This is a genomic window from Rheinheimera sp. (assembly GCF_037442525.1).
Classification (GTDB): Bacteria; Pseudomonadota; Gammaproteobacteria; order Enterobacterales; family Alteromonadaceae; genus Pararheinheimera.
Window position 1 is genome coordinate 128,456 of the sequence record NZ_JBBIQD010000010.1, and the last position, 25,405, is coordinate 153,860.

The window sequence follows — 25,405 nt, forward strand, 5'->3', positions numbered from 1 at the left end:
ATTAGTTTAACTAATTAAAAAACCTTAAAAAATTTTGTTGCGCGAATTTTATTCGCTATTTAGAATGCGCACCGCTCGAAAGGCAAGTCTCCTGAAAGGGAGTACACGCAAAGCTTCAGGTCTAAGGGGAAACCTATGATGGCTGGGCTGCCGTAACCAGGAGGTTACGTAGGACGCGCATCCATCAGATTACTGATGTCCCAAGCTCCTCCTTTCGTGTTTGCTGATATCACAGCAGCGGCTTTGTTGCTGTAGCAGTAGTCAGCCTGAACAACCATGAATCTGCCTGACATCAGGCTTAGCTTAATCCGGAGCTTTTGACATGAAATTCAAATTTGTTGCTTTAATCGCTGCTGCTGTTGCTGCCCAGTTTGTTGCCCCAGTGGCTTCTGCCAACGACCAGTTAGCTCAGTCTATCTGTGCTTATGTGGCAGACAACAACAAAAACAACCTGCGTAAGACACTGTCTGACAACCGCATGCGTTTAAAAGCTGTGTATGACGGCATCAGCTGTGATGGTTTACCACTGGTACGTTTTGCCATTAAAAACAACGCTGCGGATACTGCAGAATTCATCATCAAGCAGTTACCGAGCAGCCAGGTTGCTCAATCAGGTGACATTGAATGGGCAAACAGCAACGGTTTTGCTGCGTCGCCTATCCTGGAAGTAATCAAATCACGCAGCGCCAGCTAATTCAGCCCGGTGTGACAAAAAAGCCATGCGATTGCATGGCTTTTTGTTTTTTACTCTGCGGCTTGCCATAAACGATAAGCCAGCTGCCCTGCTATTTTTTCCTTCAGCAAAGTCCAGCCTGCAGGTATGTCCTGTAATGTCAGTTCTTTTTCGGTTTCCAGATACACCAAAGCGCCGGGTTTTAACCAGCCCTGGCTGGCCAGTGCCTGGCAGGTGGGCAATGCCAGCTGTTGCCGGAATGGCGGGTCAATAAACACCAGGTCAAATTGAGTAGTGGCAGGTTTTTGCAGCCACTGCAGCGTATCTGTGTGGTGCACTGCGCCTTCGGAGCTGTTCAGGCTTTGCAGGTGTTTTTTCAGCAAAGCGGCGGTTTGGGCGTCTTTTTCCAGCAGCAGGACCGAAGCCGCGTAACGGGACAAGGCTTCCAGCCCCAGACTACCGGAACCAGCAAAGCAGTCCAGCACGACCGCACCGGCCACATCCTGCATCAGCCAGTTAAACAGGGTTTCTTTGACCCGGTCTGAGGTGGGTCTGAGCCCTTGGGCATCCAGCACCGGCAAACGCCGTCCTTTCCAGCGGCCGCTGATCAGCCGGACATAACCAGGCCCCTGGTGGGGGGAGCTGTTTTTCTGGCGGGTTGTTTTCATTGAGTTTTTGCCCTGCATCTTAAAGATGGTACTATAAGCCCCGATTTTACCTTAGTTTCCAATCTTCTGGCATCGAGCTTTATGACTACGCAAAATAAACTGTTTTCCTGGCTGGGGTTTGGCAAAAAGCCACAGAATGAGCAGCCCAAAACTGTTGACGCTGAACAAGACAAAGCCACTCAGCCCGAGCCCAGCAGTGACGCCACAGTGCCTGTGGCAGAACCTCAGGTGGAACAGGCCGTGCAACCAGAGTTGGTTGCAGAAAAAGAAATTTCACCTTCCATTGACACTGAATCGGTCGCAGCGCTGCCCGCTGTCGCAAACCAGCCCGAAGCCGCAGCCAGCACCGCCGCCGCCAAAACCGGTTTTTTTGCCCGCTTGCGGCAGGGCTTGAGTAAAACCAGTCAGAACCTTGGTTTGGGCCTGGCCAGCCTGTTCAGAGGTAAAAAAATTGACGATGAGCTGTACGAAGAGCTGGAAACTCAGTTGCTTCTGGCTGATGTGGGTGTGGAGACCAGCCAGAAACTGATCAGGCAACTGGTGCAACATGCGGATCGCCGACAACTGCGTGATGCAGAAGCTCTGTACGACAAACTGCAGCAGGAAATGACCGAGATGCTGCAAAAAGTGGAACAGCCGCTGCAGCTGGATGGCGCCAATGGCCCTTATGTGATTCTGATGGTTGGGGTTAATGGGGTCGGGAAAACCACCACTATCGGCAAACTGGCCCAACAGTTTAAGCAACAGGGCAAAACGGTGATGCTGGCGGCTGGTGATACGTTCAGGGCTGCAGCCGTCGAACAACTGCAGGTCTGGGGCGAACGCAACCAAATTCCGGTGATTGCCCAGCACTCCGGTGCCGACAGTGCTTCGGTAATTTTTGACGCTTATCAGGCGGCCAAAGCACGGAATGTGGATTTGTTGATTGCCGACACCGCCGGTCGTCTGCAAAACAAAGCGCACTTAATGGAAGAGCTGAAAAAGATTGTCCGGGTGATGAAAAAAATCGACGATGCAGCGCCGCACGAAGTGATGCTGACGCTGGATGCTGGCACAGGCCAGAATGCGCTGAGCCAGGCCCGGTTATTTAAAGAAGCGGTGGATATTACCGGCATCAGCCTGACCAAACTGGATGGTACCGCCAAAGGCGGGGTGATTTTTGCGATTGCCGACCAGTTCAGTCTGCCTATCCGTTACATTGGTGTTGGTGAGGGCATTGACGATTTACGGGTGTTTCACAGCCAGGACTTTATTCAAGCCTTGTTTAACCGGGATCTCTGAGCATGTTGCGTTTTGAACAGGTGACCAAAGGATACAGTGGTGGTTTTGTGGCCTTGGACCGGGTCAGCTTTGAGCTGGAAAAAGGCGAAATGGCGTTTTTAACCGGCCACTCCGGTGCTGGTAAAAGTACCCTGTTGCGTTTAATCAGCCTGATCGAAAGACCGAGCGCCGGTAAGGTGTTTATCAATGGTGTGGACCTGAGCAAAATCCGTCAGCGTCAGGTGCCTTATATACGTCGCGATATTGGCATGATTTTTCAGAATCATAAGCTGTTGATGAACCATACAGTGTTTGACAACGTGGCTTTGCCTTTGGTCATTGAAGGCTTCAGTGGTAAAGATATGGCCAAGCGGGTGCATGCCGCGTTGGATAAAGTGGGGCTGCTGGATAAAGTCCGTTGCCTGCCTCACACCTTGTCTGGTGGAGAGCAGCAACGGGTTGGCATTGCCCGTGCCGTGGTGAACCGTCCGCCTCTGTTACTGGCCGACGAACCGACCGGCAACCTGGATCCGGAGTTATCCAAAGAAATTATGGGTGTGTTTGAAGCCTTTAATCAGGTAGGGGTGTCGGTGCTTATCGCCAGCCATGATTTAAGCCTGCTGGCGCGTATGCGTTATCGCACCCTGACGTTACGCAGTGGCCGCATGATTAACGACGGTCTGAGCTGGGGAGCGGACGAATGAGTATTCTGTTCCAGGGCCGGGCCACAGGGGCCACTGCAGCGAAAGTCAGCCTGTGGCGTAAGTTTGTGATGTTTTGGGTGGCACATTTACGTCAGGCGGTCACCAGCCTTGGCGAAATCTGGCTGACACCTGCCTCCTCTTTGCTGACTGTGGCCGTGATTGGCGTCAGCCTGACTCTGCCTGTGACATTGCATCTGGTGGTGAAAAACCTGCAGCAGGTGGGGCAGGGGGTCGACAAAGCGGCACAAATCAGTCTGTTTTTGCAGCAGGACACCAATGAAACCCAAATTGCGGAGTTGCTGGCGCTGCTGCAGGCTGACCCGCAGATTGCGGCAGTGGCGTTTATCGATAAAGGTCAGGCGCTGACCGAGTTCAAACAAAGCTCAGGTTTTGGTGATTCACTGGATTATCTAAACGACAACCCCTTGCCTCATGTGGTGCTGGTAACTCCGGCTGATACCTCAGCAGCTGCTGCATCCGCGTTGTTAAAACAGCTGCAACAGGAACGCTATATTGAAATAGCCAAGCTGGATATTGGCTGGCTGGAGCGGCTGGATGCCATAGTATCGCTGGTGCGTCAGGCGGCTGTGGCCGTGGCCCTGTTGCTGGTGTTGGCCTTATTGCTGGTGGTTGGTAATACCATTCGTCTGATGGTTTTAAGTAAAAAAGACGAAATTGAAGTGATGAAGCTGGTTGGTGCCACGGATTCTTACATTCAGCGGCCCTTTCTGTACACAGGGATCTGGCTGGGCTTATTTGGCGGCGTGCTGACCTTTCTGATTGAAGAAGTGCTGATGTGGTGGCTGGAGCAAGGCATTGCCAGGGTAACTCAGTTGTATGATGGCAGCTTTCAGTTACAACCTATGAGTCTGGCTGAATTGGGTTACCTGCTGCTGGGAGCCATACTGCTCGGCCTGCTGGGGTCTTACCTGGCGGTGCGCCGCACTATTATGCAGATAGATGCGGCAGGGGTTTGACCCCGGCCGCTTTTGCGGACACATTTTTTAACGCACTTTCAGCAGGCTCTGGCCCCATTCCACCGCTTCCAGATACACCCGGTTTAAATCCACGCCGGCTGGCACCAACGCGGCCGATAATTTAGTTTGCTGTTGCCACAGGCCTTGTTCAAAGGTGCTTTGCAATTCCAGATAACGCGCCAGCGTGCCTTCGCCTTGCAGCAACGCAGCTTTGATCTCATCCAATAAAGGTAATTGGGAGAGTAATTCGGCCAATGGTTGTTCCAGCAGGGCATCGACCAGCGAAAACAGGCCAGTCAGAAAAGCAGCAGGTGGGTTTTCCTGATCGCCACGAATGGCCGCCAGCTGGTCGCAGAAGCGAGCCCGGATCAACGACATCACCAGCAGCTCATCAGACTGGCCTTCGGCCAGGTTCGCCAAAGCCAGCAACGAAATAAATTTTTTCAGCTCCGCTTCACCCATATAGACCATGGCATGTTTCAGTGAACCAATGCTTTGCTTACGGGCGAAGTTGGCGCTGTTGATAAAACGTAGCAGCTTATAGGACATATCCAGGTCGCGCTGCATAATGCCGGCCAGCTTGTCAAAATCCAGCTGCACTTTGCTGGATTCACTGATCAGGGTCAGCAGATTGAGCTTATTTGACCCCAGCTGTTTGTGTTTCAGCATTTCAGGGCGGGCAAAGAAATAGCCTTGGTACAGGTCGAACCCCAAGGTTTGCAACTGAGCAAATTCTTCAGCGGTTTCGACTTTTTCGGCCAGTAAGGTCAAGGCATAGGGCCGGACCCGTCGCAAGTAACGACTGATTTCCAGCACATTAAATTGCCGGACATCAATTTTCAGAATATGCACATAAGGTAAGAACAGATCCCACTTGGGATCAAAATCATGGTCGTCCAGTGCCAGCCGATAGCCCATTTTATGCAGCTCTTTGCAGGCGGTCAGCAGTTCATCACTGATCTCGACAGTTTCCAGAATTTCAATGACGATGGCGTTTGGATCAATAGATGTAGGGAAATGGTGGATCAGGGTATCGGCAGAGAAGTTAATAAAAGCCTGTTTACCACCGGTGATTTTTTCAACCCCCAACATCAGGTGGTGTTGCGTAATCAGCTTGGAGGTGGCTTCGTCGGCATTGATATTTGGAAAGCTATTCTCGATTCCGTCTCTGAACAACAGCTCATAACCTGTTACTTCTTTATTCTGATCAAAAATGGGCTGTCTGGCCACATAACAATACATCGTACCGCCTCAGTTATGTTTATTGGTTGAGTTGATATGCTGAGAAGAACTCTAAATTTATCGTATTTCCGGACAGCTACACTCTATATGAGCAGATATTATTAAAACAGCAGTATTAGAAAATTTGGATCTTAAAAGCCGGCAAAAAATATTTAGCACTCTCCGCTAAAGAGTGCTAATATCGGTCGCAATTCAGAAATGAAAGGGGTTTTAAATGACGCAAACAGCTCAGTTGATGACGCTGACAGTGGCCGGCAGCGGCAGCCTGGAAGCTTATACTCATGCAGTCAGTTCCATCCCTATGCTCAGCGCCGAAGAAGAACGCGCTTTAGCCGAACGTTTACATCAGGATGGCGATCTGGAAGCGGCCCGCCAGCTGATTATGTCGCATTTACGCTTTGTGGTGCATATTGCGCGCAGTTATTCAGGTTATGGATTGCCAATCAGCGACTTGATCCAGGAAGGTAATATTGGCCTGATGAAAGCCGTCAAGCGCTTTGACCCTTCGGTAGGTGTGCGGCTGGTTTCTTTTGCAGTGCACTGGATCAAAGCAGAAATTCATGAGTTTGTGCTGAAAAACTGGCGTATTGTCAAAGTGGCAACGACCAAGGCGCAACGGAAACTGTTTTTTAACCTGCGTAAGGCGAAAAAACACTTAGGCTGGTTCAGCAAGGAAGAAGTGAAAAACGTAGCCGAGTCCTTAGGGGTGCCGGAGCACGAAGTGCTGGAAATGGAAGCCCGCATGAGCAACCATGATATGCCGTTTGATGCACCGGACGATGACGACGAAAGCTATACAGCGCCGGTGTATTACCTGGAAGACAAAGGCTCTGATTTAGCCAACCGGATTGAAGAAGACCAGTGGGACAATGCTGCAGTCGACCGTCTGCAGGCCGCGGTCCGCACTCTGGACGAGCGTAGTCAGGATATTATCCGCGCCCGCTGGCTGGACCAGAACAAAATGACACTGCAAGAGCTGGCTGACCGGTATCAGGTGTCTGCTGAGCGGGTGCGTCAGCTGGAAAAAAATGCGATGAAAAAACTGCAGGCCGCTATGGCCGCCTGATCCGTTAAAGGGTGAAAAAAGCCGGAGCACTGCTCCGGCTTTTTTATTTTCAGTCCCTAAATCAGCTGTTTCAGCAGGTGGATTCTTTACTTTGAGCGATTCAGACCACACTTTAGTTCGCCCGACCTAACTGATAAAAGGGCAGCGACGGTGCCTGAGCGGCTTGAGTTTTGGGCTGGAAATGCTGGTAAAGAGGTATTCTGGGTTCTTGTTGGGCTGGTAAGCTGAGAGGGTTGAGTAACTCCGGGATCGCGTAGTCTGTTGTCAAAGCCTGCTCCTGCTGCAGGATCACCTGAGCGGCCATGGTCTCAGGCATCAGGGGTTGATTGGTCGCCCTGGATTCTGTCGTCGGGTGTTGTTCTGTTGTTGCCTGCCGTGCCAGTGCCTGATGCACGGGCAGGCTTTGATTGGCCCGTACCAGTGGGTAATCTTCAGGTAACAGCGCTGACAAAGGCACCAGTTCCACGCCAGCCTTGGTAATGCTGGAAAGGTTTTTTTGCAGGTATTGGTAAGTTTCCGGGTAAGGATGGCCTATGGCAATGGCTTGCTGATGCTGCTTTGCCAGCTGCAGGGCCTGCTTAAATTGTTTGTCCAGTGCAGCATAGCTGCGGTCATTGTCCAGAAACACCTGACGCGTTAACAAAGGCACCTGATGCATAGTGGCGTAACGGGCGGCTGTGCTTTTGGCGGTGGTTTTACTGTCGAGGAAAAACAGTTTTCGCCGGGCCAGGTAAGCCAGAGTCCAGTCCATCACCTGATGCTGTTCGGTAAAATAGCTGCCCATATGGTTATTCATGCCAATGGCCTGGGGCACGTCGGCAAAAGCTGCATCCAGCATCTGCTCTATTTGCTGTCGGTCCATCGTCACTTTCAGCGCATTTTTGCTTAAGTCGGCACGGCGGGCCGACTCCATCGGCATATGCAGAATCACGTCCCGGCCTTTTTGCATCGCGGCCTGAGCCATGGCGGTGCTGTGACGGGTATGGGGGATCACGGCATAAGTCAGAGGGTAATCCAGCTCCAGCAGGCGGTAATCGGTCTGGTGGTACCCAATATCGTCAATCACGATCACCAGTTTGGCTTGGGCCAGCGCCAGTGTTGACCAACAGAGGGCAGTACATGCCAACAGCCATTTCATCTGTTAACCTGCCCTTTTCTGCAACCAGCTGACCGGGTTAATGGCGCTGCCTTTTTGCCGGATCTCGAAATACAGGCCACTTTGCGCCTGGCCACCACTGGCGCCCACCAAAGCCACAGCTTCACCGGACGCCACGGCTTCCCCTGGTTTTTTCAGCAGCGCCTGATTATGACCATACAGGCTCATGACCCCACTGCCATGGTCGACAATAATGACCCAGCCATACCCCTTCAGCCAGTCAGCGTACAGCACTTGTCCGGCCGCGACCGCTTTCACCTGAGTGCCTTCAGCGGCAGCGATCAGAATGCCGCGGGAGCTGACACCAGCAAGGCGCTGCTCGCCATAACTTTGCAGTATGTCGCCCCGAACAGGCCAGGGCAGGTTGCCTATGGTTTTCGGTATATCCAGCCGCTGTTTGGCGGCCAGTGCTGCCGCTTTCAGTTTGCTCAGGGTGCTTTGCAGGCTTTGTTCGTTTTGCTTCAGGTACTCCAGTTGCTGTTGGTTGCTGGCAAGAAAAGCCTGAATTTTTTTCACTGACGCCTGTTGGCTGACGCGGGCCTCTTTCAGTTCCGCCTGTTGCTGTTCCAGCTGTTGCTGCGCCAGCTGTTGCTCCTCAGTCCGGGACTGCAGTTGCTGCTGCACCTGCTGCAATTCAGTCGCAGTCTGGTTCAGGGTGGTCAGGGCGCTGGTGCGGGCTTTATTCAGGTACTGATAATAAGTTAACACCCGCTCCAGTTTTTGCTGGTCATCCAGGTTCAGCAACAACTTGCTGTAATCATGCTGACCAGCGACAAAGGCGCCACGGATTTGCTGGCTCAGCAAGGACTTTTGTCGTTCAAACTCTTGCTGCAGTTGTTGCTGCTGCACCGTTAACTGTTGTTGCTGCTGCGTCAGTTCAGTCAGTCGTTGTTGACTGCTGCGAAGCTGCGCTGCCAGTTTCGCCAGAGACTGATCGGCCGATTTCAGCAACTCCTGTGCTTTGGCAAAGGCCTGTTGCTGCTGCTTCAGTTCTTTTTCGGTTTGCTGGATTTGGTCTTTAAGCTGGTTCAGCTCCTGCTGCACTTCCTGTTGTTGCTGGGCGGCCACGGGGGCAAGCAAACCAAAGCAACACAGCAGAGCCAGGCCCTGCTGTGTCAATCTATGGACAACGGCTACTCGCATCAGTGGGTTTTCATCAGCACTTTGCCGGTCATTTCTGCAGGCACAGGCATACCCATCAGATGTAACATAGTCGGGGCTATGTCACTTAAAATGCCGCCCTGAATCACTTCGGCCGGCCGGCCAACATAAATCAGAGGCACCGGATCGCTGGTGTGGGCGGTATGGGCCTGGCCAGATTCCGGGTCCATCATTTGTTCGGCATTGCCATGGTCGGCGGTAATCAGACATTCGCCCCCCACTTGCTGCAGCGCTTCGACCACCCGGCCAATACAATGATCCACGGCTTCCACTGCCGCAATGGCTGCACTCATCACACCGGTGTGACCCACCATATCGCCATTCGGGTAGTTGCAGATAATCACATCAAAGTCGCCACTGTGGATGGCACCGACCAATTTGTCAGTCAGTTCTGTTGAGCTCATTTCTGGCTGTAAATCGTAGGTTGCCACTTTTGGCGACTCCACCAGAATACGTTGTTCTCCCTCGAATAAGTCTTCACGGCCGCCACTGAAGAAGAAGGTGACGTGGGCGTATTTTTCGGTCTCGGAAATACGCAGCTGGGTTTTCTGGTGTTTGGCCAGCCATTCGCCCAACACATTGTTCAGACTTTCTGGCGGGTAAGCGCAGGGCGCTTTGATGTCGGCGGCGTATTCGGTCAGCATCACAAAACGGCTCAGCGCCGGTGTTTTTTCCCGGACAAAACCACTAAAACCAGCGTCAGTAAAGGCGCGGCTGAACTGACGGGCCCGATCGGCACGGAAGTTCATAAAAATCAGGCTGTCGCCATCGTTCATACTGACCACCTGGCCTGATGGAGTCCGTATGGCTGTAGCTTTGACGAATTCATCGTTTTCATCGCGACTGTAAGCGGCGTGCAGAGCGGCGACGGCAGTGTCGGCCTGAAACTCAGCTTTGCCTTGAGTCAGCAAGTCGTAGGCGGCTTGTACACGATCCCAGCGCTTGTCGCGGTCCATTGCATAATAACGGCCGATAATGGAGGCAATCTGGCCTCTGCCAATGGCATTAAAGTGTGCTTCGACCCGCGCCAGCGAAGCTTCTGCACTGCGTGGCGGCGTGTCACGGCCATCCAGAAAGGCGTGCAGGTAAATCTGTTCCGCACCTTGTTGCCTGGCCAGATCAATCATCGCAATTAAATGATCTTCATGGCTGTGCACGCCCCCTGGCGACAACAAACCCATAATATGCACTGCTTTACCGGCCTGGACTGCGGCCTGACAGGCATCGGTCAATACCGGATTTTCAAAGAAGTCGCCATCGTTGATGGATTTGGTAATACGGGTAAAGTCCTGGTACACCACCCGACCTGAACCCAGGTTGACGTGACCAACTTCAGAGTTACCCATTTGGCCATCAGGCAAACCCACATCCATACCTGAGCCTGAAATCAGTGTGTGTGGATAGCTGGCCCAGAGTTTGTCCATCACAGGGGTGCGGGCCTGTAAAATGGCGTTATATTCCCGCTCTTCACGGTAACCCCAACCATCCAGAATCACTAAGACTAAAGGTTTTTTTGGCGTCATACCTGCTCTCCGCAACCAACTGTTCTGCTTACGCTAATGCGGCTATCTTACCCTGTTTTCCTGCTGAAAACAGTGCTGGAATAGTACACAAGGGCTACCGGGGCTGTAATCCGGCCTGAAACTGGGTATACTCGGGCCCATTTTCAGCTAATCAGATGGCTTCTTATGCAGCAATACATCGACTTTTTATCCAATCATCCCTACCTGACCGCGGCCTGGGTCGTGCTGTTTCTGGCACTGGTTGTCAGCTGGATGAAATCTTTAACCTCTAAAATCAAACAAATCAGCCCGACTGAACTGACCATGCTGGTGAACCGGCAGGACGCCACTGTACTGGATATTCGTGCTGAAGCTGATTTTCGCAAAGGCCATATCACAGGGGCCCGGAATATCCAGGCCAGCCAACTGCAGGCCGCTGGTTTACCTGGTCTTGAAAACCAGAAAGACAACCCCATTATTGTGGTATGTCAGGCCGGTATGTCGGCGCAAAGCGTGGCTGCCAGCCTGAATAAACAGGGGTTTAGTCAGGTCTTTGTGTTGCAGGGCGGCATGAATAGCTGGACAGGGGCAAACCTGCCGCTGGTGAAGAAATAACGAGGTACTGATGGCTCATGTCACTATTTACACTAAGGACTATTGTCCTTATTGTGTCCGCGCAAAGTCGCTGTTAAGCAGCAAAGCTGTGCAGTTTGAAGAGATTCAGATTGACCGCCAGCCTGAGCGGCGGCCTGAAATGATTGAACGGGCCAAAGGCCGAACCACAGTGCCACAAATTTTTATTGGTGACCGCCACGTTGGTGGTTGTGACGACCTGGTAGCGCTGGACGCTGCTGGTGGTCTGGATGCGCTGTTAAGCGCCTGAAAAATTTAAGAATAAATAAGGATTTATCATGTCAGAACAACAAGCCAATGGCGCCGCCGCTGAACAATTTGCCATTCAGCGTATTTATGTCAAAGATGTTTCGTTTGAAGCGCCTCTGGCTCCGGCCATTTTCCGTAAAGAATGGCAACCTGCTGTGCAACTGGACCTGGATACCCGCAGTGAGAAGCTGGACGATGGCAGCTTTGAAGTGGTGTTGTCCTTAACAGTGACTGCCCGTTTAGGTGACGAAGTGGCGTTTCTCTGCGAAGTGCAGCAAGCCGGTATTTTCAGCCTGCCAGCGCTGGAAGAAGAAGTGCAGGTGGCGCACATGCTGGCGTCCTTCTGCCCGAACATTCTGTTCCCTTATGCCCGTGAAGCCGTGGCCAGCCTGGTGAACCGTGGTACTTTCCCTCAGCTGAACCTGTCGCCGGTGAACTTCGACGCGTTGTTTGCCCAGTATCTGCAAAAACGTCAGGCAGACGCACAGGCCCACCAGGGCGCAGTGACGCATTCGTAAATGAAAGCGGCAATTGCTGTATTGGGGGCGGGCTCGTATGGGACCGCCCTTGCTATTTCTCTGGCCCGTAATGGCAATCCAACCCTGTTGTGGGGTCGCAATGCCGATGATATTGCGCAGATGGCCAAAGACAGAACCAACCAGCGTTACCTGCCGGATATTCAATTGCCGGAAGCGCTGCAGGTCAGTGCTGATTTGGCTGAAACTGTCCGTGCGTGCCGCGATATTTTAGTGGTGGTACCCAGCCACGCTTTCGCGCAAACCTTGCGTCTGATTAAACCTTATTTGCAAGCCGATGCCCGCGTGGCCTGGGCCACCAAAGGCCTGGAACCAGAAACCGGTCGTTTATTGCAGGACGTGGCGAAAGAAATTCTCGGTGAGCAGGTGTCGTTGGCTGTGTTATCAGGCCCGACTTTTGCCAAAGAACTGGCCAAAGGTTTGCCGACGGCCATTTCATTGTCGTCGACTGACCCTGAGTTTATTAAAACCCTGTCTGACCTGCTGCACTGCACCAAAACCTTCAGGGTCTATACCAACCCGGATTTTATCGGGGTTCAGCTCGGTGGTGCGGTCAAAAATGTGATCGCCATAGGGGCCGGTATGGCCGACGGCATTGGCTTTGGTGCCAATGCCCGTACAGCCTTGATCACCAGAGGGCTGACCGAAATGTGCCGTTTGGGCTGCGCTTTGGGTGCCAAAAAAGAAACCTTTATGGGCATGGCCGGTTTGGGTGATCTGGTGCTGACCTGCACCGACAATCAGTCACGTAACCGCCGTTTTGGTCTGTTGCTGGGCGAAGGCAAATCGGTTGAGCAGGCCATGAGTCAGATAGGCCAGGTCGTGGAAGGCTACCGTAATGCGAAAGAAGTCTTTAACCTGGCAGCACGGGTAGGCGTCGAAATGCCGATTACTGAACAAATCTTTCAGGTGTTGTATCAGGGCAAAGATGCCAAGCTGGCGGCTCTGGATTTACTTGGCCGCGAAAAACGCGACGAGTAATGCGGGTTACAGCTGCAGAAAAGGCGTAGTGAACTACGCCTTTTCTGTTTCTTTTTGCAGCAACTGGCTGATGTGTTCCGCACTGGCCGGGGCACTGAACAAGTAGCCTTGTGCCACTTCACAACCCATCACATGCAGCAGGTAGGCTTGCATCTCAGTTTCGACCCCCTCGGCGACCACCGCAATATTCAGGTACCCAGCCAGCCGGATAATGGTAGAGGTGATGTTTCTGTCCTGTTCACAACTGTCCATATCTTTGACAAAGGCCCTGTCTATTTTCAGGGTGTCGATTGGGAAGCGTTTCAGGTAGCCCAAAGAGGAGTAGCCAGTACCAAAGTCGTCCAGCGCCAGGGTGAAACCCAGAGCTTTCAACTGATGCATCATCTGCAAACAATGTTCGGCGTCACGCATCATGGCCGTTTCAGTGATCTCCAGTTCAATGTACTGTGCATCCACACCATGCAGCCGCAATTGCTGACGCAAAAAGTCAGGTAAATCTTTTTGTTGCAGCTGTTGCACCGACAGGTTCACCGCCACCCGCCCCCGCATCAGGCCTTGCTGTTGCCAGACACGGATCTGGGCACAGACCTGACTGAACACCAGGCGATCCAGCTGAATAATCACCCCATTTTCTTCGGCTATAGGGATAAAAACGGCAGGGGAGACCGGACCACGCTGCGCATTTTGCCAGCGACACAAGGCTTCGAAACCCACAATCTGGTTTTGACTGATGTTGTACTTCGGCTGGTACAACACATGAAATTCCTGCTGATTCAGCCCTCGCCACAAATCACTTTCCAACGCCAGGTACTCTGGTGTGCGTTGCAGCATTTTATCGTTAAAAAACTGAGCGTTGTTCCGTCCCATATGTTTGGCATGGTGCAGAGCGGTGTCGGCGCTGCGCAGCAAGGCGTCGCTGGCCTCACCATCGGCCGGGTAGGCGGCAATACCCAGGCTGGCAGTCAGCGTTACCTGCAGGTCAGCCAGCTGAAACGGTTCCCGCACCTGCAGCAGTAACTGGTTGGCCAGCCGGTTCAGCAGCACATCAAACTGCTCAGTGTAAAAGTGTGAAGGTACCAGAATGGCAAACTCATCAATACCGGTTTTGGCCAGAATATAACCGGCTGGCAGCTGTTGTTGCAGCCGTGCCGCCACCAGCTGCAACAACTGATTGCCCTGCTGATGACCGAGGGAGTCATTGATTTTGGCAAATCTGTCCAAATCCAGCAGCAGCACGGCAAATTGCGGAAAACGGCTGCTGCAGCTGACAATGGCCCGCTCCAGATGCTCCAGAAACAGGGAGCGGTTTGGCAATTGAGTTAACGGGTCTCGGGTGCTGAGTTTACGCAGTTCTTTTTCATTCAGTTTGCGGTTGGTTACATCGGAAAAAATCCCCAGATACAACTCACTGCTGTCCGGGCCTGCAGGGGAGAGCAGTGTCACAGCCAAAGAAACGGCGATGCGGTCGCCACTGGCTTTTTGACTCCAGACTTCGCCCCGCCAGAACTGAAACTGCTGCAACTGCTCCCGGATGGTTTTCACCAGTTCAGTCTGATGGCCCTGCGCCGTATACAGCGGCATCACCTGGCCTTCAATAGCGGCTTGTGAATACCCGGTGATTTGGCTGAATGCCTGATTTACTTTTTGGATTTGCAGGTCCGTATTGGCCAGCCAAACAGCATCTTGCGTATTGTTAAACAAGGAACCAATCAGCAATTGCTGCTCATTGGTGCTGGCCAGATGCTGCTGATAACGCCGCACCCGCCATAACACAAACCCCAGGGTGAGTGCAGAGCACAACAACAGCAGTCCCAGCCAGAGGGTCGGCAGGTTCAGATACCGCTGCAGTCGCAGCTGATAGTGAGCGGCCTGTTGCCAGTGGATGCCGTCGGCGCTGGCTTGCAGATTCAGTTGGTACAGGCCTGAAGCCGGCATCTCGAGTACAAATTGTTGTGTCGGGTAATCGAGCAGCTGGCTGGCCTGGTGGTCCAACTGATAGCGAAAGTATTGCCATTGTCTGCCAGCTGTTGGGTAATGGCTGAGCTGCCAGCGGCTGCTGCTGCCTTTGCTGTCCAGCCGCAGTTCGTCGGCACTGTGCTGCAATCGTTGCCCTGCATCGGCCATCAGTTGCAGTCGCAGCGGGTTTATTGGCAACTGGTGATCGGTGGTGCTCGCTTCAATACGGTAGCTGGCAAGATTGGTGCGCAGTTTCAGCCCACCAAGCGGATCCCGCCAGGGAGCCGAGGTAAAATACTCCCCTTCATTCAGCAGCCAGCCCAGGTTGTACTGTCCATCGGCAGAAAACAAGTGCAGTCTGTTCTGGCTGAGCAGCCATAGCTGGCCTTGTTCAGACCAAAATTGATTGCTTTGCAGCGGAACAGCCAGTGTGTGCTGCAGTCGCAACAGCTGTTCTGTCGCGTCAGGGGTGAATCGCAGCACTTTGCCGGGGAGCAGCAGCTCGACGTGCTGCCCCTCTGTGCGCATTGCCAGCAATGGTGTCAGAGAAGGGCAGGTTTGCATGCCACAATCCACCGACCAGCGGCTGAGCTGGCCGTCCGATACATCATAAAGGTAGAGCTGCTCCTGACCTGCCAGCCATAGCCGGTTCTGATCCAGGCTCAGCAATTGCCAGCCGGCATTCTGATGCAGCAGTTCAGGCGGTTGATCGCTGCGGTGTAAGGACCAGAGTCCTTTATCGTCGACAAACCACAAGGTGTCAGAACCGGGCTGTAAGGCGCGAATGCGCTGTGGCAGAGTCAGCCAATGCTCCTGCCCGGCTGTATTCAGCCACAGCTGCTGATTGACGAAAAACCAAGGCTTGTGCTGCAGGATGCCCGCTTGCTCAGCCTGCCCGGCTTGTGCCGGAGCGGGCCAGCTGTGCCCGGCACCATGCAGCTGACCCTGCTGCCAGGAGAGCGGTGCCGCCGCAGGGAGCTGCAGTTCTGGGTCGGCTGTGACCTGCAATGTGCTTTGGCTGACCAGTGCAATAGTACCCGCCGGGTCACTTAACCATAAATTCTGGTGCCGGTCGGCAAAAAGCCCCGACCAGTTTTTTTGCAGGGCCTGATGTTGCCATTGCCGCTGATGAGGCTGGTACAGGCTGAGCCGGTTCGGTTGCAATAACCAGAGTTGCCCCAGACTGTCCAACTGCAACTGGCTGGCAGGAAAGCTGTCATTGACGGCAATGGGCTGTAACTGACCCTGCTGCCACAGATACAATGATTTCTGCGGACTGAGTAGCCAGAGCTGTTGATCCGTTCCTGCCTGCAGCAAAGGCATACCCTGAAAAGGCAAAGCAACTCGTTGCCAGCTTTGGCTCGACAGTGAAAACTGCTGCAAACCTTCCTGATTCCAGAGCCAAACGGACTCCTGGGCGAAACTTGCCTGCTGCCAGGGAGACGCATCGGGTGGATTCTGCCACAGCAGGCTGGGTTCTGCCTGTCCGTCTGGCCAGGACCACAGACTGTGGCTGGTCAGGATCAACCGGGATTTGCTGGTGGCCCAGATCTGCAAAATGGCGTGATCTGCCTGCCAAATCTGCTGAAAACTGCTGTCTGAAGGGCGGAACTGCCACAGGCTTTCTTTGCTCGCCAGCCAGAGTAAGTCGGTACCGGCCTGGCTAAAGGCGCTGAATGGTTGCTGCAATGTGGCGGGCAGTGCCACGCTGTGCTGCAGATGGCCGTCAAACTGGTGCAGATGGCTGCTGGTGGTCCACCATAAATAACCCTCTTTGTCCTGACTGAACAATTGGGCACGCAAGTGCTGGTTGTCTCTGGCCTGCACCATCGGTTGTATCGTGATGTAAGCCTGAACCTGCAGGCTCAGCATCCATACACAGCAGAGGCAGACTTTCATCCAGACTGACATAGGCTTCTTCTTCCCAGGCTCAAAAAAACAACTAAAAATCAGAATGCTGAGCGCACACTATAGCTATAAGTGGTCCGGGCTGGCAAACCACTGCCTTTTGCTCAGACGGAGCCCGCGTACCCAAGCTGTCGCCAGGATTCGTAGACAAAAACCGAGACCGCGTTGGACAGGTTCATCGAACGGCTGTCCGGAGCCATAGGTATTCTTAACCAGTGTTCCTGCGGCAGGCTCTGCCGGACTTCGGCTGGCAAGCCCCGGCTTTCAGGACCAAACATCAGCACATCCCCTTGCTGATAAAGGACGTCTGAATGATGGCGCTGGCCTTTGGTGGTGCAGGCAAACAGGCGTTTGGGTTGCACTTTATCCAGAAAGGCCTGATAGTGGGCATGACGTTGCACAGTGGCAAATTCGTGGTAGTCCAGACCAGCCCGGCGGATCCGTTTATCGTCCCAGGCAAAACCCAAAGGTTCGATCAGATGCAGCCTGTAGCCTGTATTGGCACAAAGCCGGATAATGTTGCCGGTGTTAGGGGGAATTTCAGGCTCGTACAACACAATATCAAGCATCAAAGACTCCAGATGGCCATCGAAAGGCCGCTGAGTGTAGCAATTTTCGTTTCAGGTGCCTATCGGCCATCAAGAGGAACTTATGCAGGCTGATTATCAGTTGTGGGTTAAACGCTCAGCTTACCTGACACTTTGCGTGGCGGTGCTGATTTTAGTGCTGAAACTCTGGGCTGTATTGCTGACGGATTCCAGCGCTATGCTGGCTTCTTTTACCGATGCCGCACTGGATTTACTGATCTCGGCGCTTAATTTTGCCGTGTTGCGTTATGCACTGCGACCAGCTGACGACAATCACGGCTTTGGCCATGGCAAAGCAGAGGCGGTGATGGCGCTGTTGCAGGCTGCCTTTTTAGCCGGGGCTGCGCTGTTGGTGTTATTACAGGCACTGGACGGTGCCAAAGGGCAGGTGACTCCACAGGCGCCAGGCTTTGGCATGGTGATTACCCTGTGTTGCATGGCGCTGACCTTGTTGTTAGTGCTGGCGCAGCACTGGATTATTCGCCGCACTGGCTCACTGGCGGTGAAGTCTGACTCGCTGCACTACCGCAGTGATTTGCTGATGAATGCCGCTGTGTTTCTGGCTCTGGCGCTGGTCTGGCGGGGCTGGTTCTGGGCAGATTGGCTGATAGCCGCCCTGATTGCCTGTTATCTGCTGTACAGTGCGGCGCAGCTTGCCAGGGAAAGCCTGCAGCATTTGCTGGATGAACAGTTACCGGCAGACGAATTGCGGCAAATTGAACAGTTGGTACTGGCGCAACCCGATGTGCTGGCCTGTCAGCAGTTACGTACCCGCAGAGCAGGCCCCAAAGTGTTTATTCAATGTGTGCTGGTGCTGGACGATCACTGGACCTTAAAACAGGCGCATCAAATTGTGGATGCTGTGGAACTGCAGCTGAAAGCACGGTATGCCGGTGCGGAAGTGATGATCCATCCGGAACCGCGCTCAGATGCCCAGCTGCTGCCAGAATAGCTGCAACTGCTGATACAGCTGCAGCCGGATGGCATCAGTTTCCAAAAAAAGCTCATGCCTGGCATGGTCAATCCGGTGCAGCTGCAGGGCTGGCTGAGCCGAAGCGAAACGCAGCTGCGCCCTGTTATCCACCACATCATCCGCACCCGCCTGCAACAGCAGCGCAGGTATGTCCAGCGGCGGAGCCTGCTGGATTTGCCGGCAAGCCAGCAATGCCTGCACCAGCCAGTGGCTGGAGACCCCGCCCAGTTTCAGTGGCGGATCCTGTTCATACAATTCGCGAAACCACTGATAACGGCCCTGGCTTTGGCACAGATGATTTTCGTGAAAGGGAATGATGCGGTACGGTTTCTGACCGGGGAAATAATCAGGGGTCTGTTGCCACCAGCGGATCAGCCGGGCCAATGTCAGGGCCAGAGGTTCAGGCAGCGGCTTGGTCACCAGGCCAAACATAGGCGAACAAAACACCACGGCGCTAATGCCATGTGCTGCCGTGCTTTGCAGATAACGGCAGAGAATGGCAGAGCCCATGGAATGCCCCAGCGCCAATAACGGGCCTTGTGCCACAGACCGGACTTTGCTGTCGATAAAAAGCCGTAAATCCTGCACATAGTCAGTAAAGTGACTGACATAACCTAGCTGGCTGTCGGCACAAAGCCGCATCGAACGACCCTGGCCCCTGTGGTCCAGCAGATGCAGGTTAAAACCGGCCTGGTACAGATCAAAACAGCTTTCCATGTACTTTTCTGCGGCTTCAATCCGGCCAGGGCAAATCAGCAGGTCAGCACGGGCAGCAGGCTGAATAAACTGACTGCAGGCCAGCATCACGCCGTCCTGGGCGGCAAACTGCTGGTGCTTGCCCTGCTGCCAGAACTGCAAAAGCTCTGGCTGACGCTGCAGCAAGTCCTGTTCAGAAAAATGTGCGTTCAATAGCCAGTGCATCTGTGTTACCTGAATTCAAAGCGGACACACAAACCACCCTGGTCGGTCAGGCTGGCACTGATCGCCCCCTGATGCTGACGCATGGCCTGAGCAGCTATAGCCAACCCCAGCCCTGTGCCCTGATGATGTTCCCGTACCTGTGATACCCGAAAGAAAGGCGCAAATATCTGCTGCAGCTGGTCGGCGGGCACGCCTGGGCCCTGATCACAAATGCTTAGTGTCCAGCCCTGTGGAGCCTGCTGCAGTTGCAGACGGATTGTGCTGTCGGGCGGACTGTATTTGATCGCATTACGCACCACGTTTTCAATGGCGCGGCCAATCAGGCGCTGGTCGGCACTGTACAGGGCCTGCTGTGGTGCCTCCAACAGCAGTTGCTGCTGTTTGTTGTCGGCTTCCAGCTGGTTCAACTCCAGGATCGCCTGCAGCAGTTCGACCAAATCCAGTGGCTGCTTATCCAGCGGGTACTGGCCTGTGTCCAGCCGGCTGAAGGTCAGTAATTCATCCAGTAACTGATCCAGCAGCTGCAGTTCTTGTTCGATGCGCTGCAGCGCAGGGCTGTCCTGTTGCCGTTGTTGCAAGGCCAGCGCCAGTTGAGAGCGGGTTAATGGCGAACGCAGTTCATGGGACACGTCCCGCAACAGGCGCTGCTGGTTTTCAATCAGTGCTTCAATCTGCTGCGCCATGGTATTAAAACCGCGGCCTACAGCACCCAGCTCGTCCTGCCGGGCGGCCAGGTGGGAGACCCTGCTTTGCAGCTGGCCCCGGGCAAAGTCCAGATGGCTTTGGCTCAGCTCACGTAAAGGCCGGGTAATGGAGAATGCCAGGATCAGACTGGCGATCGCCGAGACCGCCAGTAAAAAGGGCACCAGTAGTTCTTCGGGTAAGGCGGCCAGATGCCACCAGGGGCGCTCTGGCTTTTGTCGCAACTGAAAGGCTGCGACAGGCTCGTCTCCCAACCGCACCAGCGCCGGCCCCAGCAGCAGGTAGTTTCTGTGCGTCAATAAACGGGGGCGCTGCAACTGAGCAAGTTCAGTGATCCAGCTGGGATCCAGTTTGGGTGGTATCGCGCCCCGGTTCAGCACCTGAGTGTCACTGAGCCGGACCAGCAACCAGACCCCATCAAACTGGCGCTTCAGAAAACGTTGCAGCTCGGCCTCACTGGCAAAGGCCGGTTGCTGACGGCTGATCTGACGCATCGGCTCGGCCAGATGTGGTGGCGGTCTGTGCAGCTCAGTCTGGGACAACCAGTTTTCGGTCAGCAGCATGGTGCCGGCGACCGCTACCGACAGGACCAGCCAGAACCAGAGGAAAATCCGGCCTGCCAGGTAATTAAACGGATGAAAACGCTGCCAGTTCATGCCGGGCTTTCCTGCAGCAATAAATAGCCCAGGCCACGTAAGGTCTGAATCTTTTCGCCGGGGTCGTACTGGGCAATTTTTTTACGGATATTGCTGATATGCATATCCAGGCTGCGGTCGTAGATTTGCAGACGTTTGCCTAACGCCAGCTGACTTAAGTCTTCTTTGCTGACCACTTCGCCGGCATGACGCATCAGTATTTCCAGGATCTGGTATTCGGTAGCGGTCAGGGTCAGCGCCTGTTGGGCGACGCTGATTTGCCGGCGCGCACTGTCCAGCGTAAGCTGGTTAACGGTCAGAGTGGCTGGCTGGCTTTGCTGCTGTTGTTGCAGCAGCTCGACCCGACGCAAAATGGCTTTGATACGGGCGACCAGCTCCCTTGGGCTGAAGGGCTTGGCCAGGTAATCATCGGCGCCCAGTTCCAGCCCCAGTACCCTGTCAATTTCATCTCCACGGGCAGTCAGCATCAATACCGGGCAATAGCTGTGCTGGCGCAACTGGCGCAGCAGGCTGAGGCCATCGAGACCCGGCAACATAATATCAAGCAGGATCAACTGAAACTCATTGCTTCTGGCCCGCTCCAGGCCTGTGATACCTTCATGCACAGCGGTAAACTGGTAACCTTCAGGTTGCAGGTATTCGGCGACCAGCTGAGTCAGTGCCTGATCATCATCAATCATTAATATTGCGGTCATTGCGCCTCCTGTTTTTCGCCATTGTAAAAGCCAGACAGAATTGCTTGCAGGGCTTTACTCAATCTTTACTTTGGCTTTGCGCTGCTTTGCATTGGGTTGGGTAAGCTGTAATGGTCCCAACACAGGAGATTGACGATGAAAGCTAAAACCCTGACCGCATTATTATTCAGTACCTTAGTTGCTGCAACCAGCCTGACTGCCACCGCAGGGCAAGACCGTGGTCATCATGGCCCTCTGCCTGGACCTGTGATGCAACTGAAAGGGCTGGACCTGACCGAGGCTCAAAAAGCCCAGGTGAAAACCCTGATGGAACAACATCGGGCCAGCCTGCCAGCCAAAGCCGGTATGAAAGCTCAGCATCAGCAATTAAAAACGCTGATCCAGGCAGAAAACTTCGATGAAGCGGCAGTGCGGGCTGAGCTGGAAAGTCAGCAAAAGCAACGGTTGGAAGCGGAGATCAGCCGTGCCCGTCTGCAGCATGACATTTATCAGCTGCTGACGGCAGAGCAAAAAGCCAAACTGGCTGAGCGGGAACAGAAACGGGAGTCACGTCTGCAGGGATAGTCCGAAGCTGCAATGGATGTGATGCCAAAAGGCGCTGACCTCAGCGCCTTTTTCCGTTATAAAACAAACGCGATTAACGGGGGCTGAGGTCGGACAGAACACAGTGTGGCGCTCTGGCACTTGCGACGGGCTCTTGTCATGATCGGCGGCCCACAGAAAATAAAAATGCAGGTTTACCGTGAAATACTTTCCTTGGTGTCGCATCAGTCTGATGATGTCTGCGGCAGTCGCTTTATTGGCTGGCTGCCAGAGCCCCGCCCCTTTGGACCCAAAAGTTGGCGATACAGGTCAGCCTCTGTCTGTTGTTGCTCAGGCCACGGATGTGCGCCGTTACGAGTTGGATTTGGACATTGACCCACAAAACAAATTCATCAGCGGCAGTGGCACCACCTGGTTTGAACTGCTGGCCGACAGCCAGAGTGTGGAGCTGAAACTTGACAGCAGGTTTCAGATCAACCGTATTGAGGTGGCAGGCCAAAAAGCCAGCTACCAGCGTGATGGTGGACTGCTGACTATTGCATTGCCCGGACTTTACAAAGCAGGTCAGCAGGTCAAGGTGCAGGTGTTTTATCAGGGACAACCTCATAGTGCGCTGAAAGCCCCCTGGTCTGGTGGTTTTGTCTGGGCGAAAACCCCTTCAGGTGACCCCTGGATAGCGACCGCAGTGCAAGGCGAAGGTTGTGATTTATTCTGGCCCTGTAAAGACCACTTTGGCGATAAAGCCGATTCGATGCGGATCACCTTACGAGTGCCACATGGTTTGGCTGCGGCCACCAATGGGGTATTGCAACATCAGCGCACATTGGACGATGGCCGCACCGAATTTGACTGGTTATTGTCTGTTCCGGCCAGCGATTACAATATTGCGCTGAATATTGGCCCCTATGTGCTGGAGCGTTTCAGTTATCAGGGCATTAACGGCAGCACTATTCCGGTGGAGTTCTGGGCTTTGCCACAACACAAAGATGCGGCCCGCAAGCTTTGGCTGGACGATTTACAAGGCCAGATCCAGTGGTATGAAAAAACACTTGGGCCTTACCCCTGGGGCCGCGAAAAAATTGGTTTTGTCGAAACGCCACATCTGGGCATGGAACACCAGACCATCAATGCCTATGGCAAAGGCTACAGCCTGGACCCGAATGGTTATGACTGGCTGGCGCAACATGAACTGGCGCACGAATGGTTTGGTAATTTGCTGACGCATAAAACCCTGAACCATGCCTGGTTGCATGAAGGTTTTGGGTTGTATATGCAGCCGGCTTATGCGCTGGATAAACTGGGCGAAGCGGCTTACCGCTACCAGATGTACAAAGCTTATCTTGGATTGAAAAACTGCGATCCTGTGGTGCGCACAGGTGTCGTCACCTCGGAGCAGGCGTTTAATTCGGATATTTATGGCAAAGGCGGCTGGGTACTGCATACGCTGCGGGCTTTGATTGGCGACGAGCTGTTCTGGCAAGCCAGCCGTGAGCTGCTCTATGGGACAGCCGACACGGCCAAACTGGCTTACCCTATTGCACCGTCCTACAAAACCACAGAAGACTTTATTGCCATTGTGAACCGCCTGACCGGCAAAAATTACCAGTGGTTGTTTGATGTGTATCTGTATCAGGCTGAATTGCCTGAGCTGATGCAGCACCAGCAAGACGGCCAAATTCGTCTGCACTGGAAGGTGCCGGGCAATCTGCCGTTCCCAATGCCGGTGCCTGCGCTGGTTAATGGGGAGCTGCAGTGGCTGGATTTCAGTCAAGGGGATGTCTGGCTCCCAGGTGACAGCCAGTTGCAGCTGGATCCGCAGATGTTGATCCTGCGACAGTTACCGCTGATTGGTCGCTGTGACCTTCACGCCAACAACAAAACCAAAGTTTAACTCTTTCATGGCAGACCGGATCAACGGGAACAGGCCCTGTCTGCCGACAATAGCGGAGTAACCAATGATAAAAGGCATAGGAGGCGTCAGCCAGACGGACGCGTTAGCCCGTTTAAGGGTCATGACTCAGGGAGTGGAGCCAATAGCTGTGGCTGAGTACCAACAGCGTATCGGCAAAGCCTGTCAGTTGATGCAGCAGCAACGTATCGACCTGCTGTATCTGAATGCAGGGACGAATTTAAGTTATTTTACCGGCACCGACTGGTATGCCAGTGAGCGCCTGGTTGGTGCTTTATTGTCGGCAACGGGGCAACTGGTCTATATCAGCCCGGTGTTTGAAGTGCCGACCTTGGAAGGCTATCAGCAGGTGAAAGCGGCTATTGTGGGCTGGCATGAACATGAAAATCCATACCAGTTGCTGGTGCAGCAGGCCCGCGCTTTAACCGGCCTGGAGCAACCGGTACTGGCACTGGATGACAGCAGCAGCTTTTTCATTTTTGAAGGTTTACGTCAGCAGGTGCCGGACTGGCAGATCCAGAGTGGTAAAGCCGTGACACAAGGCTGCCGCGCGCAGAAATCGGCGGCTGAACTGGCCATTATGCAACGGGCGATGGACATGACGCTGGAAGTGCACAAGGCCGTTGCCAGCATTTTATATGAGGGGATCAGCACGGCTGAGGTCGAAGCCTTTATCGACAGGGCGCACCAGGCAGTGGGTGCCAGCGGTTCCTATTTCTGCATTGTGTTATTCGGCGCGGATTCAGCCTATCCGCACGGTGTCAAAACACCCAAAAACCTCGAACAGGGCGACATGGTACTGATAGATACAGGCTGTCGTTTATTGGGGTATGTGTCGGACATTACCCGCAGTTATGTGTTTGGCGAGCCGTCTGCAGAACAGCGCCGTATCTGGGCTATTGAGAAAGAGGCGCAGGCCGCCGCTTTTGCGGCTGCAGAGCTGGGCGCTCCCTGTGAACAGCCCGACTACGCGGCCCGTGAGGTGCTGATGGCGCATGGTCTGGGGCCGGACTACCAGTTACCCGGCTTGCCACACCGGACAGGTCATGGCATTGGCCGCGATATTCATGAAGGGCCCTACCTGGTGCGGGGTGAACAGACGTTGCTGGCTGAAGGCATGTGTTTCAGCAATGAGCCGATGATTTGTCTGCCGGGCCATTTTGGCGTGCGTCTGGAGGACCATTTCTATATGACGGCGCAGGGCCCACGCTGGTTTACTGAACCGGCCCACAGCATTGAGCAGCCATTTGGCGATTGAGTGTAGTCACAGGTCAGTGACGTATTCATACTGAAGCATTACAAATGGTCACAGGACTGGGCCTGCTGCTTTTTACAATAGAGACTCTCTGTTATCAGACTCTTTGGAGTAAAAAGCAGCCATGAATCGATTCAACGTATTAAGTCTTACCGCAGCCGCCGCGCTGTTAAGTGCCTGCGAGGTTGAGCTGCTCAGCGGCGACGGCAAAGGCTATAACTACGATTTCCGCCAGGGGGCCTCTGGCTGGACTGCCGGTTTTTCCGACTACCCGGCAGACAATTCAGCCAGTTATCAGCTGGAGTCCGGTATCCGGACTCTGCCTGCGGGGTTCAGTGGCACTGGTTATTTGCTGTCGGGCATGAACCGCAGCGATGATCTGTTTATGTTTCTGAAACAGCGCCTGACCGGGCTGGAACCCTCCAGCAAATACTACCTGCGGCTGAGGGTCAGCTTTTTATCCAATGCTGGTGAAAACTGTGTGGGTGTCGG

23 protein-coding genes, 1 pseudogene and 1 riboswitch are annotated in these 25,405 nt (G+C 53.8%); of the genes and pseudogenes, 14 read left to right on the forward strand and 10 right to left on the reverse strand.

Features of this window, described 5'->3' with window-relative positions:
- Positions 1–71 precede the first annotated feature (71 nt).
- A riboswitch (cyclic di-GMP riboswitch) is annotated at positions 72–155 on the forward strand.
- Positions 156–322: 167 nt separating this feature from the next.
- A complete protein-coding gene (locus WKJ03_RS14440; RefSeq protein WP_337842929.1) occupies positions 323–694 on the forward strand; it encodes a DUF3718 domain-containing protein in 372 nt (123 codons plus the stop codon).
- A gap of 50 nt (positions 695–744) precedes the next feature.
- Here WKJ03_RS14440 and rsmD read toward each other — a convergent pair whose 3' ends face one another.
- Positions 745–1,341 carry a 16S rRNA (guanine(966)-N(2))-methyltransferase RsmD gene (rsmD, locus tag WKJ03_RS14445; RefSeq protein ID WP_337842931.1) on the reverse strand — a complete coding sequence of 199 codons (597 nt, stop codon included), beginning with the start codon at positions 1,339–1,341 and terminating at the stop codon, positions 745–747.
- 81 nt (positions 1,342–1,422) lie between these two features.
- On the opposite strand from rsmD, the gene ftsY reads away from it, so the two are divergent.
- From ftsY to ftsX, 3 genes are read left to right on the forward strand one after another with little or no spacing between them, the layout of a single operon-like run.
- Positions 1,423–2,622, forward strand: a complete 1,200-nt coding sequence (gene ftsY / locus WKJ03_RS14450) for a signal recognition particle-docking protein FtsY (RefSeq protein WP_337842932.1) — start codon at positions 1,423–1,425, stop codon at positions 2,620–2,622.
- Positions 2,623–2,624: 2 nt separating this feature from the next.
- Complete coding sequence (gene ftsE / locus WKJ03_RS14455) at positions 2,625–3,305, forward strand: cell division ATP-binding protein FtsE (RefSeq protein WP_337842933.1); 681 nt, start codon at positions 2,625–2,627, stop codon at positions 3,303–3,305.
- Positions 3,302–4,282 (forward strand): permease-like cell division protein FtsX, encoded by a 981-nt coding sequence (gene ftsX / locus WKJ03_RS14460; RefSeq protein ID WP_337842934.1) that lies wholly within the window; start codon positions 3,302–3,304, stop codon positions 4,280–4,282. Before ftsE ends, ftsX begins: the two co-directional genes overlap by 4 nt.
- Before the next feature lie 27 nt (positions 4,283–4,309).
- Here ftsX and WKJ03_RS14465 read toward each other — a convergent pair whose 3' ends face one another.
- A complete protein-coding gene (locus WKJ03_RS14465) occupies positions 4,310–5,524 on the reverse strand; it encodes an EAL domain-containing protein (RefSeq protein ID WP_337842935.1) in 1,215 nt (404 codons plus the stop codon).
- Positions 5,525–5,738: 214 nt separating this feature from the next.
- On the opposite strand from WKJ03_RS14465, the gene rpoH reads away from it, so the two are divergent.
- Complete coding sequence (gene rpoH / locus WKJ03_RS14470; RefSeq protein ID WP_337842936.1) at positions 5,739–6,590, forward strand: RNA polymerase sigma factor RpoH; 852 nt, start codon at positions 5,739–5,741, stop codon at positions 6,588–6,590.
- Between the two features lie 112 nt (positions 6,591–6,702).
- Here the strand turns inward: rpoH and WKJ03_RS14475 are convergent, their stop codons facing one another.
- The 3 genes from WKJ03_RS14475 to gpmM are packed head-to-tail and all read right to left on the reverse strand — an operon-like array spanning position 6,703 to position 10,430.
- Positions 6,703–7,728: a divergent polysaccharide deacetylase family protein gene (locus WKJ03_RS14475; protein WP_337842937.1), complete on the reverse strand. Its 1,026-nt coding sequence runs from the start codon at positions 7,726–7,728 to the stop codon at positions 6,703–6,705.
- Positions 7,729–7,731: 3 nt separating this feature from the next.
- The gene (locus WKJ03_RS14480) at positions 7,732–8,889 is read right to left on the reverse strand and encodes an IpaD/SipD/SspD family type III secretion system needle tip protein (protein WP_337842938.1); all 1,158 of its coding nucleotides are present in this window, start codon (positions 8,887–8,889) and stop codon (positions 7,732–7,734) included.
- A complete protein-coding gene (gene gpmM / locus WKJ03_RS14485; RefSeq protein WP_337842939.1) occupies positions 8,889–10,430 on the reverse strand; it encodes a 2,3-bisphosphoglycerate-independent phosphoglycerate mutase in 1,542 nt (513 codons plus the stop codon). Before gpmM ends, WKJ03_RS14480 begins: the two co-directional genes overlap by 1 nt.
- 165 nt (positions 10,431–10,595) lie before the next feature.
- Here gpmM and WKJ03_RS14490 point away from each other — a divergent pair, with 165 nt between their 5' ends.
- Genes WKJ03_RS14490 through gpsA form a run of 4 tightly spaced genes read left to right on the forward strand, consistent with a single transcriptional unit; the run spans position 10,596 to position 12,808 of the window.
- Positions 10,596–11,024: a rhodanese-like domain-containing protein gene (locus WKJ03_RS14490; RefSeq protein ID WP_337842940.1), complete on the forward strand. Its 429-nt coding sequence runs from the start codon at positions 10,596–10,598 to the stop codon at positions 11,022–11,024.
- A 10-nt stretch (positions 11,025–11,034) separates the two neighbouring features.
- Complete coding sequence (gene grxC / locus WKJ03_RS14495; protein WP_337842941.1) at positions 11,035–11,292, forward strand: glutaredoxin 3; 258 nt, start codon at positions 11,035–11,037, stop codon at positions 11,290–11,292.
- Positions 11,293–11,320: 28 nt separating this feature from the next.
- Positions 11,321–11,809 (forward strand): protein-export chaperone SecB, encoded by a 489-nt coding sequence (gene secB / locus WKJ03_RS14500; protein ID WP_337842942.1) that lies wholly within the window; start codon positions 11,321–11,323, stop codon positions 11,807–11,809.
- Positions 11,810–12,808: an NAD(P)H-dependent glycerol-3-phosphate dehydrogenase gene (gpsA, locus tag WKJ03_RS14505; protein WP_337842943.1), complete on the forward strand. Its 999-nt coding sequence runs from the start codon at positions 11,810–11,812 to the stop codon at positions 12,806–12,808.
- Between the two features lie 33 nt (positions 12,809–12,841).
- Here the strand turns inward: gpsA and WKJ03_RS14510 are convergent, their stop codons facing one another.
- Positions 12,842–16,675: an EAL domain-containing protein gene (locus WKJ03_RS14510; RefSeq protein ID WP_337842944.1), complete on the reverse strand. Its 3,834-nt coding sequence runs from the start codon at positions 16,673–16,675 to the stop codon at positions 12,842–12,844.
- Between the two features lie 101 nt (positions 16,676–16,776).
- Entirely contained in the window at positions 16,777–17,241 is a 465-nt protein-coding gene (gene trmL / locus WKJ03_RS14515) for a tRNA (uridine(34)/cytosine(34)/5-carboxymethylaminomethyluridine(34)-2'-O)-methyltransferase TrmL (RefSeq protein WP_337842945.1), read from the reverse strand.
- Positions 17,242–17,323: 82 nt separating this feature from the next.
- Between trmL and WKJ03_RS14520 the strand changes: the two genes are divergently transcribed.
- Entirely contained in the window at positions 17,324–18,211 is an 888-nt protein-coding gene (locus WKJ03_RS14520; protein WP_337842946.1) for a cation diffusion facilitator family transporter, read from the forward strand.
- On the opposite strand, the gene WKJ03_RS14525 is transcribed toward WKJ03_RS14520, so the two are convergent.
- Genes WKJ03_RS14525 through WKJ03_RS14535 form a run of 3 tightly spaced genes read right to left on the reverse strand, consistent with a single transcriptional unit; the run spans position 18,185 to position 21,206 of the window.
- Positions 18,185–19,153: an alpha/beta fold hydrolase gene (locus WKJ03_RS14525; protein WP_337842947.1), complete on the reverse strand. Its 969-nt coding sequence runs from the start codon at positions 19,151–19,153 to the stop codon at positions 18,185–18,187. The genes WKJ03_RS14520 and WKJ03_RS14525 overlap by 27 nt on opposite strands.
- Before the next feature lie 5 nt (positions 19,154–19,158).
- Positions 19,159–20,511, reverse strand: a complete 1,353-nt coding sequence (locus WKJ03_RS14530) for an ATP-binding protein (RefSeq protein WP_337842948.1) — start codon at positions 20,509–20,511, stop codon at positions 19,159–19,161.
- Positions 20,508–21,206 carry a response regulator transcription factor gene (locus WKJ03_RS14535; protein WP_337842949.1) on the reverse strand — a complete coding sequence of 233 codons (699 nt, stop codon included), beginning with the start codon at positions 21,204–21,206 and terminating at the stop codon, positions 20,508–20,510. Before WKJ03_RS14535 ends, WKJ03_RS14530 begins: the two co-directional genes overlap by 4 nt.
- A gap of 135 nt (positions 21,207–21,341) precedes the next feature.
- Here WKJ03_RS14535 and WKJ03_RS14540 point away from each other — a divergent pair, with 135 nt between their 5' ends.
- From WKJ03_RS14540 to WKJ03_RS14555, 4 genes and pseudogenes are all read left to right on the forward strand, one after another.
- A complete protein-coding gene (locus tag WKJ03_RS14540) occupies positions 21,342–21,770 on the forward strand; it encodes a Spy/CpxP family protein refolding chaperone (RefSeq protein ID WP_337842950.1) in 429 nt (142 codons plus the stop codon).
- Positions 21,771–21,948: 178 nt separating this feature from the next.
- On the forward strand, positions 21,949–23,640 hold the full coding sequence (locus WKJ03_RS14545) for a M1 family metallopeptidase (protein ID WP_337842951.1): 1,692 nt from the start codon (positions 21,949–21,951) through the stop codon (positions 23,638–23,640).
- Positions 23,641–23,704: 64 nt separating this feature from the next.
- Positions 23,705–24,916 (forward strand): Xaa-Pro peptidase family protein, encoded by a 1,212-nt coding sequence (locus WKJ03_RS14550; RefSeq protein ID WP_337842952.1) that lies wholly within the window; start codon positions 23,705–23,707, stop codon positions 24,914–24,916.
- Positions 24,917–25,037: 121 nt separating this feature from the next.
- Positions 25,038–25,405 (forward strand): annotated as a pseudogene (locus tag WKJ03_RS14555) (hypothetical protein); the annotation flags it as partial.

Coding starts and splice junctions, on each gene's coding strand:
- WKJ03_RS14440 (WP_337842929.1), top strand. CDS start 323: ATGAAATTCAAATTTGTTGCTTTAATCGCTGCTGCTGTTGCTGCCCAG.
- rsmD (WP_337842931.1), bottom strand. CDS start 1,341: ATGAAAACAACCCGCCAGAAAAACAGCTCCCCCCACCAGGGGCCTGGT.
- ftsY (WP_337842932.1), top strand. CDS start 1,423: ATGACTACGCAAAATAAACTGTTTTCCTGGCTGGGGTTTGGCAAAAAG.
- ftsE (WP_337842933.1), top strand. CDS start 2,625: ATGTTGCGTTTTGAACAGGTGACCAAAGGATACAGTGGTGGTTTTGTG.
- ftsX (WP_337842934.1), top strand. CDS start 3,302: ATGAGTATTCTGTTCCAGGGCCGGGCCACAGGGGCCACTGCAGCGAAA.
- WKJ03_RS14465 (WP_337842935.1), bottom strand. CDS start 5,524: ATGTATTGTTATGTGGCCAGACAGCCCATTTTTGATCAGAATAAAGAA.
- rpoH (WP_337842936.1), top strand. CDS start 5,739: ATGACGCAAACAGCTCAGTTGATGACGCTGACAGTGGCCGGCAGCGGC.
- WKJ03_RS14475 (WP_337842937.1), bottom strand. CDS start 7,728: ATGAAATGGCTGTTGGCATGTACTGCCCTCTGTTGGTCAACACTGGCG.
- WKJ03_RS14480 (WP_337842938.1), bottom strand. CDS start 8,889: ATGCGAGTAGCCGTTGTCCATAGATTGACACAGCAGGGCCTGGCTCTG.
- gpmM (WP_337842939.1), bottom strand. CDS start 10,430: ATGACGCCAAAAAAACCTTTAGTCTTAGTGATTCTGGATGGTTGGGGT.
- WKJ03_RS14490 (WP_337842940.1), top strand. CDS start 10,596: ATGCAGCAATACATCGACTTTTTATCCAATCATCCCTACCTGACCGCG.
- grxC (WP_337842941.1), top strand. CDS start 11,035: ATGGCTCATGTCACTATTTACACTAAGGACTATTGTCCTTATTGTGTC.
- secB (WP_337842942.1), top strand. CDS start 11,321: ATGTCAGAACAACAAGCCAATGGCGCCGCCGCTGAACAATTTGCCATT.
- gpsA (WP_337842943.1), top strand. CDS start 11,810: ATGAAAGCGGCAATTGCTGTATTGGGGGCGGGCTCGTATGGGACCGCC.
- WKJ03_RS14510 (WP_337842944.1), bottom strand. CDS start 16,675: ATGTCAGTCTGGATGAAAGTCTGCCTCTGCTGTGTATGGATGCTGAGC.
- trmL (WP_337842945.1), bottom strand. CDS start 17,241: ATGCTTGATATTGTGTTGTACGAGCCTGAAATTCCCCCTAACACCGGC.
- WKJ03_RS14520 (WP_337842946.1), top strand. CDS start 17,324: ATGCAGGCTGATTATCAGTTGTGGGTTAAACGCTCAGCTTACCTGACA.
- WKJ03_RS14525 (WP_337842947.1), bottom strand. CDS start 19,153: ATGCACTGGCTATTGAACGCACATTTTTCTGAACAGGACTTGCTGCAG.
- WKJ03_RS14530 (WP_337842948.1), bottom strand. CDS start 20,511: ATGAACTGGCAGCGTTTTCATCCGTTTAATTACCTGGCAGGCCGGATT.
- WKJ03_RS14535 (WP_337842949.1), bottom strand. CDS start 21,206: ATGACCGCAATATTAATGATTGATGATGATCAGGCACTGACTCAGCTG.
- WKJ03_RS14540 (WP_337842950.1), top strand. CDS start 21,342: ATGAAAGCTAAAACCCTGACCGCATTATTATTCAGTACCTTAGTTGCT.
- WKJ03_RS14550 (WP_337842952.1), top strand. CDS start 23,705: ATGATAAAAGGCATAGGAGGCGTCAGCCAGACGGACGCGTTAGCCCGT.